18 protein-coding genes are annotated in these 16,576 nt (G+C 62.4%); 5 read left to right on the plus strand and 13 right to left on the minus strand.

Annotated features, from left to right (window positions below; all coding sequences use genetic code 11):
• Positions 1-325: 325 nt before the first annotated feature.
• The 8 genes from AC07W7_RS08510 to AC07W7_RS08545 form a co-directional block, all read right to left on the minus strand.
• Positions 326-1,054 carry a PA4824 family protein gene (locus tag AC07W7_RS08510; protein WP_495039096.1) on the minus strand — a complete coding sequence of 243 codons (729 nt, stop codon included), beginning with the start codon at positions 1,052-1,054 and terminating at the stop codon, positions 326-328.
• 88 nt (positions 1,055-1,142) lie between these two features.
• Entirely contained in the window at positions 1,143-3,851 is a 2,709-nt protein-coding gene (gene mgtA / locus AC07W7_RS08515; RefSeq protein ID WP_495039097.1) for a magnesium-translocating P-type ATPase, read from the minus strand.
• Positions 3,852-4,059: 208 nt separating this feature from the next.
• Positions 4,060-4,344: a hypothetical protein gene (locus tag AC07W7_RS08520; RefSeq protein ID WP_495039098.1), complete on the minus strand. Its 285-nt coding sequence runs from the start codon at positions 4,342-4,344 to the stop codon at positions 4,060-4,062.
• Between the two features lie 309 nt (positions 4,345-4,653).
• A complete protein-coding gene (locus AC07W7_RS08525) occupies positions 4,654-5,265 on the minus strand; it encodes a LysE family transporter (protein ID WP_495039099.1) in 612 nt (203 codons plus the stop codon).
• A 28-nt stretch (positions 5,266-5,293) separates the two neighbouring features.
• Positions 5,294-6,121 (minus strand): AraC family transcriptional regulator, encoded by an 828-nt coding sequence (locus tag AC07W7_RS08530; protein WP_495039100.1) that lies wholly within the window; start codon positions 6,119-6,121, stop codon positions 5,294-5,296.
• 52 nt (positions 6,122-6,173) lie between these two features.
• Positions 6,174-6,860: an arsenical resistance protein ArsH gene (gene arsH, locus AC07W7_RS08535; RefSeq protein ID WP_495039101.1), complete on the minus strand. Its 687-nt coding sequence runs from the start codon at positions 6,858-6,860 to the stop codon at positions 6,174-6,176.
• A 12-nt stretch (positions 6,861-6,872) separates the two neighbouring features.
• Positions 6,873-7,343: an arsenate reductase ArsC gene (locus AC07W7_RS08540; protein ID WP_495039102.1), complete on the minus strand. Its 471-nt coding sequence runs from the start codon at positions 7,341-7,343 to the stop codon at positions 6,873-6,875.
• A gap of 12 nt (positions 7,344-7,355) precedes the next feature.
• Positions 7,356-8,639 carry an arsenic transporter gene (locus AC07W7_RS08545; protein WP_197882953.1) on the minus strand — a complete coding sequence of 428 codons (1,284 nt, stop codon included), beginning with the start codon at positions 8,637-8,639 and terminating at the stop codon, positions 7,356-7,358.
• 142 nt (positions 8,640-8,781) lie between these two features.
• Here AC07W7_RS08545 and AC07W7_RS08550 point away from each other — a divergent pair, with 142 nt between their 5' ends.
• From AC07W7_RS08550 to AC07W7_RS08570, 5 genes are all read left to right on the plus strand, one after another.
• On the plus strand, positions 8,782-8,997 hold the full coding sequence (locus tag AC07W7_RS08550; RefSeq protein WP_003212603.1) for a hypothetical protein: 216 nt from the start codon (positions 8,782-8,784) through the stop codon (positions 8,995-8,997).
• Between the two features lie 129 nt (positions 8,998-9,126).
• Positions 9,127-9,822, plus strand: coding sequence for an alpha/beta hydrolase (locus AC07W7_RS08555; protein WP_495039103.1), 696 nt, complete (start codon positions 9,127-9,129; stop codon positions 9,820-9,822).
• Between the two features lie 116 nt (positions 9,823-9,938).
• A complete protein-coding gene (locus AC07W7_RS08560) occupies positions 9,939-10,634 on the plus strand; it encodes an AzlC family ABC transporter permease (RefSeq protein ID WP_076960763.1) in 696 nt (231 codons plus the stop codon).
• Positions 10,631-10,942 carry an AzlD domain-containing protein gene (locus tag AC07W7_RS08565; RefSeq protein WP_076960764.1) on the plus strand — a complete coding sequence of 104 codons (312 nt, stop codon included), beginning with the start codon at positions 10,631-10,633 and terminating at the stop codon, positions 10,940-10,942. The genes AC07W7_RS08560 and AC07W7_RS08565 overlap by 4 nt, the downstream gene beginning before the upstream one ends.
• A 39-nt stretch (positions 10,943-10,981) precedes the next feature.
• Entirely contained in the window at positions 10,982-11,335 is a 354-nt protein-coding gene (locus tag AC07W7_RS08570) for a hypothetical protein (protein WP_495039104.1), read from the plus strand.
• Positions 11,336-11,473: 138 nt separating this feature from the next.
• Here AC07W7_RS08570 and AC07W7_RS08575 read toward each other — a convergent pair whose 3' ends face one another.
• From AC07W7_RS08575 to modA, 5 genes are all read right to left on the minus strand, one after another.
• Positions 11,474-12,178 carry a YoaK family protein gene (locus AC07W7_RS08575; protein ID WP_076960766.1) on the minus strand — a complete coding sequence of 235 codons (705 nt, stop codon included), beginning with the start codon at positions 12,176-12,178 and terminating at the stop codon, positions 11,474-11,476.
• Positions 12,179-12,260: 82 nt separating this feature from the next.
• Positions 12,261-13,895, minus strand: coding sequence for an ABC-F family ATP-binding cassette domain-containing protein (locus AC07W7_RS08580; RefSeq protein ID WP_495039105.1), 1,635 nt, complete (start codon positions 13,893-13,895; stop codon positions 12,261-12,263).
• 146 nt (positions 13,896-14,041) lie between these two features.
• Positions 14,042-15,121, minus strand: a complete 1,080-nt coding sequence (gene modC / locus AC07W7_RS08585) for a molybdenum ABC transporter ATP-binding protein (protein ID WP_495039106.1) — start codon at positions 15,119-15,121, stop codon at positions 14,042-14,044.
• A 5-nt stretch (positions 15,122-15,126) separates the two neighbouring features.
• Positions 15,127-15,807: a molybdate ABC transporter permease subunit gene (modB, locus tag AC07W7_RS08590; RefSeq protein WP_038441011.1), complete on the minus strand. Its 681-nt coding sequence runs from the start codon at positions 15,805-15,807 to the stop codon at positions 15,127-15,129.
• Entirely contained in the window at positions 15,808-16,572 is a 765-nt protein-coding gene (gene modA / locus AC07W7_RS08595; RefSeq protein ID WP_076961125.1) for a molybdate ABC transporter substrate-binding protein, read from the minus strand.
• Positions 16,573-16,576: the final 4 nt, after the last annotated feature.

Genomic DNA, 16,576 nt, shown 5'->3' on the forward strand with positions numbered 1-16,576 from the left:
ACAGCTCCGGCAAACACCGAGAAACCCTGTGGGAGCTGTCGAGCTTTAGCGAGGCTGCGATAGCGGTGGTTCAGCCAGCCTCAATGCCAACAGTGCCGCCGCCATCGCAGCCTCGCCGGGGCTCGACAGCTCCCACATTATTTTGGGCCAGTTGGCATACCGTGTTCGCTGTAGGACGCCAGTGTTAAGGCACACAGCTCCGGCAAACACCGAGAAACCCTGTGGGAGCTGTCGAGCTTTAGCGAGGCTGCGATAGCGGTGGTTCAGCCAACATCAATGCCAGCAATACCACCGGGGTTCGGCTCTTTGGTTTCCATCCTGTCTTTCAGAACCGCAGGGTAGCCCCCGTCTTCAGCCAGTGGTCGCGGTCTCCTGCCAGGTTGCGCCCGACCACCAGGTCCACATCCACCTGTTTCCCCAGGTGCACGCGCGGTCCGGCCTGCCAGGCCTGGTCGCCGTGTTGCTGGCCGTAACGTTCAGCCAGCAGGGTCAGGCAGCCTGCCACGCGGTATTCCAGGCCTGTGCCCCAGGTCAGCCGGTGATTGCGTTCGCCATCGTCATAGGCATGGGCCCAGCCGGCATTGAGGTTCAAGCGCAGGGTTTCAAACGGTTGCCAGCTCAGCGGCAGGCCCAGGTCGGCGCCGTCGAAGGGGTGTCGGCGATCCATCGCGATATGCGCCGCCGCTGCCCAGGCGATCTCCACGCCCGCATCCTGCCAGGCCCACAATGCCCCCTTGAGTTGCGGGCTGAGCTGGGTCTGGTCGGGGTCGTTCTCGATGGCCGCGCCCCATTGCAGGTTGGGCATGGCGCGGGATGTACAGGCGCCAGAGAGGGCGGAGCGCGCGGTTGAGCCTGTGTAGCTACCGTCGACATTGCATTCGCCGGGGGCGTTGATTGCGCCATCGTCCACGGTATAGGCACCGCCAGCGGCGAAGGCCTTGGACAGCAGGCCGAGCACCAGGGTGGCGCCGATAAAGACCAGGTTGCGGCGCAGCGCCCGTTGCCGCGACGCCGGTAGCCACTCGAAGGCCGAAAGGAGGGTGTGTTTGTGCATGGGCTCATGCTCCAAATTGACAGAGGGTTCGGTGAGGCTGTTGTGGCGAGCGGGCACGCCCGTTCGCCACAACCACACGACAAAGCACTCAGTACCACTGCTTGAAGCGGCGGATATAGATCGTCTTCATCAGCTGCGCCACGCAGCAGTAGGCGAGCAGGGTGCCGACCAGCCAAGGGAAGTAGGCCCACGGCAACGGTTGCAGGCCCACCAGCGTGCCCAGGGGCGAGAAGGGCACATAGATCCCCAGTGCAATGACCAGGCTGGTCATCAGCAACACCGGCCAGGCGGCTGTGCTCTGGAAGAACGGGATCTTGCGGGTGCGCAGCATGTGTACCACCAGGGTCTGGGAGAGCAGCCCTTCGACAAACCAGCCGGACTGGAACAAGGTCTGCATTTCCACACTATTGGCCGAGAACACGTACCACATCAGGGCAAAGGTGGTGATGTCGAAGATCGACGAGGTCGGCCCGATCCAGATCATAAAGCGCCCGATATTTTGCGCGTCCCACTTGCGCGGCTTGGCCAGGTACTCCTTGTCCATCTTGTCCCACGGCAGGGCCAGCTGGGAGATGTCGTACATCAGGTTCTGCAGCAGCAAGTGGATCGCCAGCATCGGCATGAAGGGAATAAACGCACTGGCCACCAGCACCGAGAACACGTTGCCGAAGTTGGAGCTGGCCGTCATGTTCAGGTACTTCATGATATTGCCGAAGGTCTCGCGCCCTTTAAGCACACCTTCTTCGAGGACCATCAGGCTCTTTTCCAGGAGGATGATGTCGGCCGACTCCTTGGCAATATCGGTCGCGCTGTCTACCGAGATCCCGACGTCGGCATCGCGCAGGGCGGGCGCATCGTTGATGCCGTCGCCGAGGAAGCCCACGGTGTGACCGTTGGCCTGCAAAGCCTTGAGCACCCGGGATTTTTGCAGCGGGGTCAGTTTGGCGAACACCGTGCGTTGTTCGACCTGCTGCTTGAGGGTGGCATCGTCCATGGCTTCGATATCCACGCCCAGCAGCGGCTCGCCAGGTTCCAGGCCGACCTGGCGGCAGATGGTGCGGGTGACCACGGCGTTATCGCCGGTTAGCACTTTGACCGCGACCCCGATCTCTTGCAGTGCAGCAATCGCCGGGCCGGCGGTTTCCTTTGGCGGATCGAGGAAGGTCAGGAAGCCGTGGATCACCAGGTTGCGTTCATCGGTGGGGGTGTATTGCTGGCGCGCCAGGGCCTTGGGAATGTTGCGGGTGGCCACCACCAGCACGCGGAAACCGTCCTCGTTGAACTCGTTGGCGGTGCGCAGCAACGCCTGGCGACGCCCCTCGTCCAGGGCCACGGCGCTAGCGCCTTCCATCACATGGGTGGCGATAGCGAGCATTTCTTCCACGGCGCCCTTGCACACCAGCAGGTGATCGCCGTGGCTGTCCTTGACCACAATCGACAGGCGCCGACGGACAAAGTCGAAGGGCAGTTCATCCACCTTGCTGTAGGCAAACGGCACCTGGAACTTGGGGTTGTGCTGGGAGAACGCGAGCACCGCCTGATCCATCAGGTTCTTCATGCCGCTTTGGTGATGGCTGTTGAGCCAGGCCAGGGACAGCACCTGGTCGTCCCGCTGGCCGAAGGCGTTGACGTGGTGCTCGAGGATGATCTTGTCTTGGGTCAGGGTGCCGGTCTTGTCGGTGCACAGCACGTCCATCGAACCGAAGTTCTGGATCGCGTTGAGGCGCTTGACCACCACTTTGCGCTTGGCCATGGCGTTCGCGCCCTTGGCCAGGTTGGCGCTGACGATCATCGGCAGCATTTCCGGAGTCAGGCCCACGGCCACCGCCAGGGCAAACAGGAACGCGTCGCCCCAATCGCCCTTGGTAAAGCCGTTGAGGAAAAACACGATGGGCACCATCACCAGCATGAAGCGGATCAGCAGCCAGCTGACGCTGTTCACCCCACGGTCAAAGGCGGTTTGCACCCGGGAGCCGACGATGGCCTTGGCCAGCGAACCGAAATAGGTGCGGGGCCCGGTCGCCACCACCACGGCCTGGGCGCGGCCGCTGACCACGTTGGTGCCCATAAAGCAGATATTGGGCAGGTCCAGCAGGTTGCTCTGGTCGGCGGCTTGAAGCGTGGCGGATTTTTGCGTGACATCGCCCAGGGTGTCGTACTTCTCCACCGGCAAGGCTTCACCGGTCAGCACGGCCTGGCTGATAAACAAGTCACGGGACTCAATCAGGCGGATATCGGCCGGGATCATGTCGCCGGCCGACAGCTGCACGATATCGCCGGCCACCAGGTCGCGCATCGGCACTTCGCGCAGGGTGGGCTTGGCGCCGACCTGCTCGCGGCGCAGCACCGTGGCGGTGGTCCGCACCATGGCCTTGAGGGCTTCGGCGGATTTGGCCGAGCGGTGTTCCTGCCAGAAACGCAACAGGCTGCTCAGGGCGACCATGGTCATGATGATAATGACCTTGGTCAGGTCCACTTCTTCGCCGGCGCGCAAGGGTAGCCAGTAGTCGGTGACAAAGCTGATCACCGCCAGGGTCAGCAGCACATAGATAAACGGGTTGTTCAGGGCCTGGAGGAACTGCACCACCGCATGGGGCGGCTTGTCGTGGGCCACCTCGTTATAGCCTTCGCGTTGCAGGCGGGCGCAGGCATCCAGTTCGGTCAGGCCGTCCTTGGTCGCCCGGACGTTGGCCAGGGTGGCCGCCAGGCCGTTTTGCGCTTCACGGGCGGCCCGCATCGACAGTTTGCTGTCGCTGGTGTTCTGGGTTGGCTGTTGCGTGGTTTTTACGGCGCTCATAGTTTTTACTCCTGTCGACATACTCATTACTTGCCTGGCAAACAGGCGGGCGCGGGCATGCCGAGTCGCAGTTTTTGCGATGGGTTCTAATAACTTTAAAGAGGCGAGTTAATTAACGGGCGCGCAGAAAACTACGGCTGGCTTAGTTCGCAAGGAACGCCAGTTAATTAATTGACCAATAATCAGGAAGTTGCTGTTTCCAGCCAGCTTATGCCGCGCGAACGCTCAGTAGCAGGCGTGCTTGGGCAAGCAGGCTGAAAACGTTCCGTCTCTGCGGATCTTGAGGGTCGGCGTGGTCCCATTGCTGGACCAGATGGCCGCTGGTGGGGCACAGGCGCCAGTGGGCCTGGAGATGCGCCGGGTTGATACGCGGGGAGGGGGAGACACAGGCCGTGCGCACGGGGGCAACGCCCAGGGAACCACGGCACAGCTTGGCGCGCAGGGCCGAGGCCAGCGTGCGTACATCAGGTAGAACAAGGGTCTGGAACTTCATAACACACCTCGGGACCGGACTGGCGCCGGCGCAAGGCAGTCACGTTGGAGCATCAAGCTCTAGCGCAGCTTACCCGGCCTGGAAGGCGAGTCCCGTCTTTACTCTGGGTTTGGCGCCCGACCCCTGTATTCATGGGGGAAGGACAGCGACTAGATACTGTGTCCATTGGCTTCTTTTGTGAGGTTGAAAAAAGGCCCGAGTTGCAGGCACGGGCAATCTACTCAGGCAGGTAGGGGATGTCAATCAATAATGAACTTGTTTGTGGCTCGTTCAGACTTCATTCAGATTGATGTTGTTCAATATATAAGTTTAAAGACTATAAGTGGTCAGTAATGCCAGATAGATCAATACCAACCCGCAGGCACTATGACTGACCCGCTGCCAAGTTGCCGAGGCGTTCTTTCGCAAGATATTCACCAACCCCGCAATCAAAAAACACGACAGGATCGACGCCAACATAAAACCGGCGAAGAACATCAGGGTCTGGCCATGGCTCGGGGTGGCGCCGACGATGCCTGACAGGGCGCTGCCCAAGGCGCCCCAGTACACGATGTTCTTCGGGTTGGCCAACGAGATGGCGGCCCCGACCATCAGCGCATTGCGCCCGGTGCTGGCCGGGGCGCTGTCGGGTTGCGGCAGGCGCCAGGCATCCAGCAGGCTGCGCAGGCCGAGCCAGGCCAGGTACAGCGCGCAAATGGCGGTCAGCGGTACGCGTACCGTTTCGTGCTGGATCAGCAGGGCCATGCCGGTGAGGCCGATCACCGCCCAGGTCGCATCGCCCACCAGCGAGCCTATTTGCACCAGAAACGCCGGGGTGAACCCGTGCAACAGGCCACGGCGCAGGGTTTCTGCCAGCACCGCACCAGGGGACAGGCAAAACACAAAACCGAATACCAGTGCGGAAAAAAAGATCGTCAACATCACTACCCCCACAATTAACCTGTAACTCCTACAGGTCAGTCTGAGGCTGGGTGTACCGAGCTGTCTTGGACCGGATTGCGCTCTGATAGCGGCCAGGGGTAATGCCATAGGCCGCACGGAAGTGCCGATTGAGATGGCTCTGGTCGGCAAAACCCAGGTCATGGGCGACCTCGGCAGCGCCCAGACCGCTGCGTAGCAAGCCTTGTGCGCGGCGGGTGCGCAGTTGCATGGCCCACTGGCGGGGGCTCAGGCCGGTTTCTTTCTGAAAGGTGCGCAATACATGGAATTTCGACAGGCCCAATTCCTCACCCAAGACGTCCAGCGCCACGCCCTGATGCAATTGTGCGGCGAGCAGTTCCTGGGCTCGGGTAACGATCGGTGACCCGGCGCTGGCGCCACCCGGCAGGCGCACACCACTGAGCCTGACCACCTCGCCCAGCAGCAACACCAGGGCATCTTCGTTCAGCCCGCGCACCAGTGGGTCGGCGCTCAGCGCGCCCTTGGCGGCGTGCGCCAGTTGCGTCGCCAGAGCGGGGGCAAAGCACAGCGCGCGATCAAACTCCAGGTGCGCCAGCCCCAGGTCGGTGGCCAGGCGGTCGGCTTCGGCGTACAAGCTGACAAAGTGCCAGGGCGCCCCCTCGGCCGCGCCGCCGCCCTGGATCTGGCCAGGATTGTACAGGGTGATACTGCCCGGCCCGGCCTCGAAGGTACGGCGGTCCAGCCACACTTGTTCGGCGCCCACCAAGTTGACGCCAATCACGCATTCATCGTGGCTATGGCGGGCAAAGATCAGGCCGCTGCAAGTGGTGCTGCTGATTTCGTAATGGCCCAGCCAGGCGTGGTGCGGGGAACTCATGGGGTGGGCTCAGTGGCGGCGGGTGCAGCAAAGCATACGCGTTTACCTGCGTTCAGATCGACCGTTGATTGACCCGGTCAGAGAGCGCCTGAGCATCTTCCTTGCGCTCAGAATAGCGCTGCACCAGTTCCGGATGCTCACGCACCAGCAGGGTGAACTTGACCAACTCTTCCATGACATCCACCACGCGATCATAAAGGGCTGAAGGTTTCATCCGGTCCTGATCGTCGAACTCCATAAAGGCCTTGGGCACAGATGACTGGTTGGGGATGGTCAGCATACGCATCCAGCGCCCCAGGACGCGCAGTTGGTTGACAGTGTTGAAAGACTGCGAACCGCCGCAGACTTGCATCACCGCCAGGGTCTTGCCCTGGGTTGGGCGGATGGCACCCAGTGCCAGGGGTACCCAGTCGATTTGCGCCTTGAACACTGCTGACATCGAGCCGTGCCGTTCCGGTGAGCACCACACCTGGCCTTCGGACCATTGCATCAAGGCCAGTAGTTCCTGGACCTTGGGGTGATCGTTTGGAGCAGCGTCCGGCATTGGCAGGCCGGCGGGGTTGAAGATCCGTGTCTCGGCGCCTAGATGCTGAAGCACGCGCGCCGCTTCTTCCACCAGGAGTCGGCTGAAAGAGTGCGTACGGTTGGAACCATAGAGCAGGAGAATCCGTGGCCGTTGTTCGGTGTCAGCGTGGAGTGGGGTGCTCAATGTGAGGTCGAGGTTGGGCAGGGTGGTCATGACATTCTCCGCTTATAACAAGCCAATACGATCCAGCTCAGCCTTGATCTGTGCTGCATCGAGGCGGCTGAACGGGAGGTCGAACAGCGCCCGGCAGCGGGTTTCGATGATCTGCAGGGTGGCCTGGAAGGCGGCGTCAATCTGTGCCTCATCGCCGTGTAGGTCCGACGGGTCCTCAAGCCCCCAATGCGCCTTGATTGCCGGGCCAAAGTACACCGGGCAGGCTTCCTGGGCGGCTTTGTCGCACACGCTGATCACAATGTCGGGTGGGCTGTCTGCAAAGGCCTCATTGCCCTTGCTGTACAAACCGTCGGTGCTGATGCCCGCGGCCTGCAATGTACTCAGGCTGCGTGGCAGGACCTGGCCCTTGGGAAAGCTCCCGGCGCTGATGGCATGGAACCCTGGCGGGGCCAGGTGGTTGAACAGGGCTTCGCTGAGGATGCTGCGGCAGCTGTTGGCAGTGCAGATGAACAGGATTTTCATGATAACTCTCCGTTAAAGGCTCAGGCGCAGGGCCAGCGCGGCCAGGGTGATCAGCAGCACCGGCAAAGTCAGGATGATGCCGACCTTGAAGTAATACCCCCACGTAATACGGATGCCCTTACGCGCCAGGATATGCAGCCAGAGCAACGTCGCCAGGCTGCCGATAGGGGTGATTTTCGGCCCCAGGTCGCTGCCGATCACATTGGCGTAGATCATCGCCTCCTTGACCACGCCCACGGCATGGCTGGCCTCGATCGACAGCGCGCCGATCAGTACGGTCGGCAGGTTGTTCATCGCCGAAGACAGCAGCGCCGTCAGCAACCCGGTGCCCAGGGCGGCGCCCCACACGCCGTAGTCGGCGAAGGTGTTGAGCCAGGTGGCCAGGTACGTGGTCAGGCCGGCGTTGCGCAGGCCATACACCACTAGGTACATGCCCAGGGAGAAAATCACGATCTGCCAGGGCGCTTCCTTGAGCACCTTGCGTGTGGAAATCTTGTGGCCCTTGGCGGCGATCACCAGCAGGAGCAGGGCGCAAGCGGCCGAGATGGCGCTGATGGGAATGCCCAGGGGTTCGAGGGCAAAGCAGCCTACCAGCAGGATGCCCAGCACCCACCAGGCCGCGTGGAAGGTGGCCGGGTCATGAATGGCGCTGGCCGGCTCGGGCAGGTCGGCGGGGTCGTAGTGTTGCGGGATATCACGGCGAAAGAACCACAGCAGTACCGCCAGGGTGGCGGCGACGCTGACGAGGTTGACGGGCACCATCACCGCCGCGTACTGGTTGAAGCCGATATTGAAGTAGTCTGCCGAGACGATATTCACCAGGTTGGACACCACCAGCGGCAGGCTGGCGGTGTCGGCGATAAACCCCGCGCCCATCACGAAGGCCAGGGTGGCGGCGGGTGAAAAACGCAGCGCCAGGAGCATCGACATGACAATCGGCGTGAGGATCAGGGCCGCCCCGTCATTGGCGAACAGCGCCGAGACCAGCGCCCCCAGCAGCACCATATAGGCAAACAGCCGCCGTCCACGGCCGCGCCCCCAGCGCGCCACATGCAACGCGGCCCAGGCGAAAAAGCCGGCCTCGTCGAGGATCAGGCTGATGATGATCAGGGCGACGAAGGTGCCGGTGGCATTCCAGATGATCTGCCACACCACGGGGATGTCCGCCAGGCTGATGACGCCGCAAGCCAAGGCAAGGATCGCGCCCATGGAGGCACTCCAGCCTACGCCCAGGCCCTTGGGTTGCCAGATGACCAGGACAATGGTGAACAGGAAGATGGCGAGGGCGGCAAGCATCAAGGACAGTCTCCGTGGGGCGCGTATACGACGTTTGATTGACCTGTGACAAGGTACCGGGGTTCTGTGGCAAGTGCTTGAAATTAAAATGAAACACAACTGTCCTAAAGTGCCCGCCATTGGTGATAAAGGAAGTAACCGTGTGACCCGTGCCACTCGCAATCTGCGCAAGACCCTCGATTCTGTCGCGGACAACAACGAAACCGCGGCCTTCGACTTGATGCGCGCCGTCGAAAAACTCAGCGATGAAGTGCTGCGTCAGCGCCTGCTCAACACCATCCACCGCCTTAACCAGGATGCCCATGAATTGCGTGAGGCCCGGGATGCGGTCGAGCGGGTGTCCGTCAAGCTGGCTTGATAAAAACTTGTGACCGTTCGGCGACTGCTGGATGACGCGAGCACCTGATGCGCTGACACTGAGCGCGGCTGCGGTTATGAGCGGCAATTACCGTGAGGCCTTCTTGTTCACTACACAGGAAATAATCGAATGAGCAATAAACCGGCAATTGTTTTAGTGCATGGCTTTTGGGGTGGTGCTGCGCATTGGAGCCGTGTGATTGTTGAGCTGCATAAAAAGGGCTACACCGATTTGCACGCGGTTGAAATGCCCTTGACCTCACTGGCCGAGGACGCCGAGCGCACACGCAAGATGGTGGCTCAGATCAAGGGGCCTGTCCTGTTGGTCGGGCACTCCTATGGCGGTGCGGTCATCAGCCAGGCGGGCAATGAGCCCAACGTGCAGGGCCTGGTGTTCATTGCCGCGTTTGCGCCCGATGAAGGGGAAAGCCCTGGCGCAATCACTCAGGTGCACCTACCCAAGGCTGCCCCCAACCTGGTGCCCGACAGCGATGGCTACCTGTGGGTCAAGCCCGAGCTGTTCCATGAAAGCTTCTGCCAGGACCTGCCGGAGTCAGAAGGCAACGTCATGGGGGTCACCCAGAAAGCCCCGCTGGCCAGCACCTTTGGCAACGAGGTCAGCAACCCGGCCTGGAAGCACAAACCGTCCTGGTATCAGGTGTCCACCCAGGATCATATGATCCACCCCGATAACCAGGTGCGCATGGCCGAGCGCCTCAAGGCCCGGGAAATCCTCAAGCTGGACGCCAGCCACGCGTCGCTGGCCTCCAAGGCCGTCGAGGTGGCGGCGCTGATCGATAGGGCGGCGGTTGCGTTGCAGAAGTAATCGCTATGGGCAATATCCCATCCCGGTGTTGGGGTATTGCCCGTAGCAAGATCGTTCAAGACAAACCCCCATCCGCGCTGCCATGCTTGTCGACTGTCTGTTGATGAGTGTGCTCGATGCCTACTGCCTTGCCGCATTACGCTTTCGCCCGTGGCGCGATTGCGATCATTCCGCTGTCGCTGGCCTGTGCCCCGTGGGGCCTGTTGGCCGGTTCCCTGGCGATTGACGCCCAGTTCACCCCCCTGCAAAGCCAGGGCCTGTCGGCCATTGTGTTTGCCGGTGCCGCGCAGTTGGTGGCGATTGGCATGGTCAAGAGCGGCGCGAGCCTGATCGCCATTTTACTCACCACCTTGCTGCTGACCTCCCAACACCTGCTGTATGGCATGCATATGCGCAGCACCCTGTCGCCCCTGCCGGCACGGTGGCGCATGAGCCTGGGCTTTTTGCTGACGGATGAGTTCTTCGCCCTGGTCAGCCAATATGATCGCCAGACCTTCAACCGCTGGTATGCCCTGGGTGTGGGCCTGACGTTCTACGTGGCCTGGAACCTGTTCACCCTGGCCGGCATCGTGCTCGGCAAGAGCATCCCCAACCTCGATCAACTGGGCCTGGAATTTTCCATCGCCGCGACCTTTATCGCCTTGATCACCCCGGTGGTGCGGGATGTGCCGACGGTGGTGTGTGTGGCGGTGGCCCTGCTGTTTTCGGTGTTGCTCAGCTACTGGCACTGGGAATCGGCGGTGGTGGTGTCGGGGTTGTTGGGGATGAGTGCAGGGTATGCCTGCAAACGCTTGGGAGTGGGGCAGCGATGATTTTTGTGATGATTATCGGCATGGGCCTGGCGGTGTTTTTCAACCGTTACCTGTTTCTTGAACCGCGCTTGCCGGTGCGCCTGAACCGCGGCGCCCGGGAGTTTCTCGGTTTTGCGGTGCCCGGCATGTTGACGGCGATTTGCGGGCCGATCATTTTCCTGGCCGAGCACAGGCTCAACCTGAGCCCCACCAACCCCTACCTGCTGGCCGGTGTCTGTGCCGTGGCCTTGATGTTCTGGACCCGTAGTGTGTTGACCACGGTGCTGTCGAGCATGGCGCTGTTCTATCTGTTTCGCTGGTTGTGGTAGGCAGTGCTACAGTCGCGTTTTTTTCAAGGAGGCGATGGCATGCGGATGGTGGTGATAGGTGCGTTGGTCCTGGCGGCGCTGGCCGGTTGCGCAGGGGCGAAGATGAAAGATGCACGCGCTGGCGCGCCCTATAAAACCCTGGCGTCAGACAAGGCCGCGTTGGTCGTGGCCCAGTGCATCCAGTTCGGCTGGCAGGACGAGGCGGTGTTCGGTGTCGATGCCGGTGGTTTTATGGAGCCGGCGCCAGGCGGGGGCCATACGGTCTACACTACTAGCGGTGACTACTTTGTCGATGTACGCAGTGCCGGTAGCAGCACCACCGTCAGTTACTACGCCGCCGCCGATAATTTCGCGGCCAAACGCCGCCTGGCCGCAGCGGCGACCTGCCTGTAAGTTGTTTCCGCATATTTCTTCAGAAATACCCCGGCGGACACACCGCCGGCTTTGCCTTAATATGCCAGCGCTCGCCCGACTTTATGGCTCTTTACCAGCACATGGATGTCGAGGCCTGAATGTCGGGCGGGCATCTTTTCAGCGTGGCATATACCCCAAGTGCCAACGCCGCGGAATCTTCAGGGACGCCAGGCCCAGCAGTGCCGACAGCAGGCCGCTGACCAGCAGGGCCCTGATCCCCAGCTGATGCTCCAGCAAGGCGCCGATCACTGCGCCGACAAACATCCCGGCCCAGGGAATCAACTGCACCCGCCAGCCATTACGGCGTTCCCCCAGCATCCAGCGCCCCAGCCCCCGACCGAAACGCGACAGCGCCCCCGTCACGTAAGTCAGCCCCACGGGCAAACCATTGACCTGTTCCACCGCCGCATTGAGCATGCCCATGGCAATGATCGCCGCCAGCACTGCCGGCAACGGCTCGGCCATCGGCCACGCCGCCGCCCCGCACAACAGCGTGGCGATGCACAACAACAGCGGCAGCGCATGGCGCTTGCTGACACGGCTGATGATCACGCCCAGCGCGTTGCCCAGGATAAAGGTCGCCACCAACAGCGTGAGACGACCGGTCAGCCCCAGGTCGCCCTCACTGATCGCCACGGCCAGGCGCGTGGTGTTGCCGCTCATGAACGAGACAAAATCGCCACTGGCCATAAAACCGATGGCGTCGGTCATGCCGGCCAGCACCGAGAGGCTGGCGACCAAGGTCAATCCGACACGACCGCGCCATTTGTGCTGGTGCTGCAGGGCGGTATTGACCGTGGGTTTAAGGGAGGAGGGCAGCACGGCGAAAGGTTCCTCAAGGCAATTATCCGGCCACTACCGTAGGACGCTTTTGTGGCGACTGCAATGATTTGGCGCACCGCCTTCAATTGACCTCCAAGCGCCACCCCGTGGCCGTCCACGTCAGCACGTGAGTCGGCTTGAGCGCCTGGAGAAACGCTGCGTCATGGGAGACGGCCAGCAGCGCGCCGGCAAACCCTTGCAAGGCCTGCTCAAAGGCCATGACGGATTCCAGGTCCAGGTGGTTGGTGGGCTCATCCAGAAGCAGCAGTTGCGCCGGGGTCTTGCGCCATAAGGCAAGGGCCATGGCCGCCTTCAACCGCTCGCCGCCGCTGAGTTGGCCGATGGGTTGGGTCACGCGCAAGGCGTCCAGTTGCAACAGGGCCAGGCGCGTGCGCAGCTCGGCTTCGGCCAGGGGAGTGCCCATCCGTTTGAGTTGTTCGACGATCGATTGCCGGTCATCGAGCAGCGTCAACTGTTGGTCGAGGTAGGCGCAGGGCACATGCACCGTGCATTCGCCGCTGATGGGCTGCCATTGGCCCGCCAGCAGCTTGAGCAAGGTGGACTTGCCGCAACCGTTCGGGCCCTTGATGGCGACCCGGACCGGGCCACACAGGCTGGCGTTGAGAAAGGTGCTCGGCGCGCAGGGGTCGAGCCAGGGCAACTGGCTGTCGACCAGGGTCACCACCTGGCGACCTGCGGGCAGTAGTGTGCCGGGCAAGGCGAGGAAGGTCGGCGTTTCGTCCACCACCCGTTCGTGGGCCGAGCGCACGCGTTCATTCAGGGCGTGTTTGTGCTGCACATGGGCGCTGCGCACATGGCTGACGATTTCGTTGGCGGCACCTTTCCAGCGGGACTTGGTGAAGGCATCGACGTTGGCCGTCTCGGCATGTTTACGGGCGCTTGCGGCGTGGCGCTGGAAGCTGTCGAGGTCCTTTTTCAGGCGCTGGTGCTCGCGCCGGCGATCCAGCCGGGCATGCTCCAGGGCAGCCTGGGCGGCGTGTTGCTGGGCGTCACGCTGGGCACGGTAATCATCATAGTTGCCGCCATAGAGCCGGGCCCCGAGGGGGGACAGTTCGATGATCCGGCCCAGGGTATTGAGCAGGCGCCGATCATGGCTGACCACCACCAGGCCGCCGCGCCAGGTGGCGAGGGTCGCTAACAGCCAGTCGCGGCCGGCGTTGTCGAGGTGGTTGGTGGGTTCGTCGAGAATCAGCAACTGCGGCGCACCCAGCAGGGCGCCAATCAGGGCGACCCTGGCCAGTTGGCCGCCGCTGAGCTGTGCGGCGGGCTGGGCGGGGCTGATCCCGGCCAGGCCGGCGCCGTCCAGGGCCTGGCGCAGGCGTTCGGCCAGGTCCCAGCGATCATCGATCAGTTCCAGGTCTTCAGCCTGCGCGTCGCCCCTGGTCAGGCGCTCCAGGGCCGCCAGGGTCTCGGCGCAGCCGCTGGCCTGGGCCACGGTCTGCCCCGGTAACAGCGCAAGGGTTTGTGGGACATAGGCGATACGGGCCGAGGCTTTGATAACGCCGTAAGACGGCACAAGCACGCCGGCCAGCAAGCGCGCCAACACGCTTTTGCCCATACCATTACGGCCGACAATCCCGGTCGGGGTGTGATCGATAGACAGGTTGAGGTCTTCCAGCAAAATCTCGCCATTGGCGAACTGAAAACCCACGTGATGCAAGGAAACAAGTACAGGCAGCCGGTTGACGTCAGTCATCAGCACCTCCAGAACAATGTGGCACAAGCCAACAAGCGCGCCAGGCGGCTCGTTGCGTTTACATGTTGGAAGGCTTAGTTGTTCACGTCGGCGGTCGTCCTGCGGTTGGAAGGGATTGCCAGCCTAACCCAGTTCGGTAATTTTTCCTACGCCAGTACCGCAACTGCCTTGATCTGCGCCCACAGCACCTGGCCGGGATGCACGCGCAACTGGTCCCGCGAATAACGGGTGATCCGCGCCAGCAACGGCGTGCCTGCCGCGTCGAGCCGCACCAGCACATGGGCGCTGTTATCGGCGGGGATCTCCTGGGTCACGGTCACCGGCAAGCAGTTGAGGATACTGCTGTGCGCCCCGGGTTGCAGGCTGAGGCTGACATCCCGGGCGCGCACCTTGAACCGCAAGTGTTGGCCCGGGGCCAGCGCCGTGTGGGCGACGCGCATTTGCAGGGGGCTGTCGGGCAGTTGCAGGGTCAGCAATTGATAGTGGGCGTCGTGGCCGCTGACCGTGCCGTCGATCACCACGCCGGCATCGTCGCCCAGGGCCAGCGGCAGGTCGAGCCGCGCCAGGGTTTCGCCGATCGGGCCGCTGGCCAGGGCTCGGCCTTCGCTGAGCAACACAATGTGATCGGCCAGGCGCGCCACTTCATCCTGGGCATGGCTGACGTACAGCACCGGGATTTCCAGTTGGTCGTGCAGGCGCTCCAGGTACGGCAGGATTTCGCTTTTGCGCTGGCTGTCGAGGGCGGCCAGGGGCTCGTCCATCAGGAGCAACTGCGGGCTGGTGAGCAGGGCGCGGGCGATGCCGACGCGCTGGCGTTCACCGCCGGACAGGTGCTGGGGGTGGCGATCGAGCAGGTGGCCGATGCCCAGCAGTTGTGTGGCCTGGGCCATGTCCACGCGGCGCTGGGCCCTGGGGATACGCTTGAGGCCGAACGCCAGGTTGGCCAGCACCGACAGGTGGGGAAACAGGCTGGCCTCTTGAAACACATAGCCCAAGGCGCGTTTGTGCGGCGGCACAAACACGCCGTTGCGGCTGTCTTGCCAGACCTGCTCGTTGATTTGCACAAAACCCTCGCCGGCCCGCTCCAGCCCGGCGATGCAGCGCAGGCAGGTGGTCTTGCCCGAGCCCGAGTGCCCGTAGAGCGCGGTGACGCCACGCCCCGGCAGCTTCAGGTCCACGTCCAGGGCAAACCCGGAATACTGCAGTTGCAGGCGCACCTCGATCATCGACATCAGCTCCAGCCCGCTTTGGTTTTACGGCTGGAGTAGAGCGCCAGCAACACCAGGAAAGAAAACACCACCATGGCCCCGGCCAGCCAGTGGGCCTGGGCGTATTCCATGGCTTCGACGTGGTCGTAGATCTGCACCGAGACCACCCGGGTCTTGTCGGGGATATTGCCGCCGATCATCAGCACCACGCCAAACTCGCCCACGGTATGGGCAAAACCGAGGATCGAGGCGGTGATAAACCCGGGGCGAGCCAGGGGCAGGATCACCGTGAAAAAGGTATCCCAGGGATTGGCCCGCAGCGTGGCGGCGACTTCCAGGGGGCGACTGCCGATGGCCGAGAACGCGTTCTGCAACGGTTGCACCACAAACGGCATGGAATAGATCACCGAGCCAATCACCAGGCCGGCGAAGCTGAAGGTCAGGGTGCCCAGGCCCAGCCATTGGGTGAACTGCCCAAGGTAACCATGGGGCCCCATGGTCAGCAGCAGGTAGAAGCCAATCACCGTCGGTGGCAGCACCAGCGGCAGGGCCACGATTGCGCCGATGGGGCCGCGCCACCAGGAGCGGGTGCGCGACAGCCACAGGGCAATCGGAGTGCCGATGACCAGCAGGATCGCCGTGGTCAGCGACGCCAGTTTCAGGGTCAGCCAGATGGCGGAGAAGTCGGCACTCGATAGCGGCATTTACAGTTGATAACCGTAGGATTTGATAATGGCGGCGGCTTTTGGCCCCTTGAGGTAGTCAACCAGTGCCTTGGCAGCCGGGTTGTCCTTGCCTTTGTTGAGGATTACCGCGTCCTGTTTGATCGGGTCATGCATCTGGCCGGGAACGATCCACGCCGAGCCGCTGCTGACTTTGCCGTCTTTATAGATCTGCGACAAGGCGACAAACCCCAACTCGGCATTGCCGGTGGACACAAACTGATAGGCCTGGGTGATGTTCTGGCCTTCTACCAGCTTGCCCTTGACCTGTTCGGCCAGGCCCAGTTTGGCCAGCACCTGGGTGGCCGCGAGGCCGTAGGGGGCGGCTTTCGGGTTGGCGATGGACAAATGCTGGTATTGATTTTTCGCCAGTACCGCGCCCTGGGTGTCCACATAACCGTCCTTGGCCGACCACAGCGCCAAGGTGCCCACGGCATAGGTAAAGCGCGAGCCCTTGACCGTATCCCCTTCGCTTTCGAGCTTTTGTGGGGTGGTGTCGTCGGCGCTGAGGAACACTTCAAACGGCGCGCCGTTCTTGATCTGGGTATAGAACTGCCCAGTGGCCCCGTAGGCGGCGACCAGGGTGTGCCCGGTGTCTTTTTTGAAGTCGGCGGCAATGGCCTGGATGGGGGCGGTGAAGTTGGCGGCGACCGCCACTTGCACTTCGTCGGCCAGGGCCTGCGTGGCGGCGAACAGGGTCACCAGCGTGGCCAGGCACGTTGGGATAAAGCGAGAGGGACTGAACATCAGG

The sequence above is a fragment of the Pseudomonas sp. GW821-FHT01D09 genome, assembly GCF_059422465.1.

Bases quoted from the DNA above. Each gene is read 5' to 3' on its own strand.
- AC07W7_RS08510 (WP_495039096.1), bottom strand. From the start codon at position 1,054: ATGCACAAACACACCCTCCTTTCGGCCTTCGAGTGGCTACCGGCGTCG.
- mgtA (WP_495039097.1), bottom strand. From the start codon at position 3,851: ATGAGCGCCGTAAAAACCACGCAACAGCCAACCCAGAACACCAGCGAC.
- AC07W7_RS08520 (WP_495039098.1), bottom strand. From the start codon at position 4,344: ATGAAGTTCCAGACCCTTGTTCTACCTGATGTACGCACGCTGGCCTCG.
- AC07W7_RS08525 (WP_495039099.1), bottom strand. From the start codon at position 5,265: ATGTTGACGATCTTTTTTTCCGCACTGGTATTCGGTTTTGTGTTTTGC.
- AC07W7_RS08530 (WP_495039100.1), bottom strand. From the start codon at position 6,121: ATGAGTTCCCCGCACCACGCCTGGCTGGGCCATTACGAAATCAGCAGC.
- arsH (WP_495039101.1), bottom strand. From the start codon at position 6,860: ATGACCACCCTGCCCAACCTCGACCTCACATTGAGCACCCCACTCCAC.
- AC07W7_RS08540 (WP_495039102.1), bottom strand. From the start codon at position 7,343: ATGAAAATCCTGTTCATCTGCACTGCCAACAGCTGCCGCAGCATCCTC.
- AC07W7_RS08545 (WP_197882953.1), bottom strand. From the start codon at position 8,639: ATGCTTGCCGCCCTCGCCATCTTCCTGTTCACCATTGTCCTGGTCATC.
- AC07W7_RS08555 (WP_495039103.1), top strand. From the start codon at position 9,127: ATGAGCAATAAACCGGCAATTGTTTTAGTGCATGGCTTTTGGGGTGGT.
- AC07W7_RS08560 (WP_076960763.1), top strand. From the start codon at position 9,939: ATGCCTACTGCCTTGCCGCATTACGCTTTCGCCCGTGGCGCGATTGCG.
- AC07W7_RS08565 (WP_076960764.1), top strand. From the start codon at position 10,631: ATGATTTTTGTGATGATTATCGGCATGGGCCTGGCGGTGTTTTTCAAC.
- AC07W7_RS08570 (WP_495039104.1), top strand. From the start codon at position 10,982: ATGCGGATGGTGGTGATAGGTGCGTTGGTCCTGGCGGCGCTGGCCGGT.
- AC07W7_RS08580 (WP_495039105.1), bottom strand. From the start codon at position 13,895: ATGACTGACGTCAACCGGCTGCCTGTACTTGTTTCCTTGCATCACGTG.
- modC (WP_495039106.1), bottom strand. From the start codon at position 15,121: ATGATCGAGGTGCGCCTGCAACTGCAGTATTCCGGGTTTGCCCTGGAC.
- modB (WP_038441011.1), bottom strand. From the start codon at position 15,807: ATGCCGCTATCGAGTGCCGACTTCTCCGCCATCTGGCTGACCCTGAAA.
- modA (WP_076961125.1), bottom strand. From the start codon at position 16,572: ATGTTCAGTCCCTCTCGCTTTATCCCAACGTGCCTGGCCACGCTGGTG.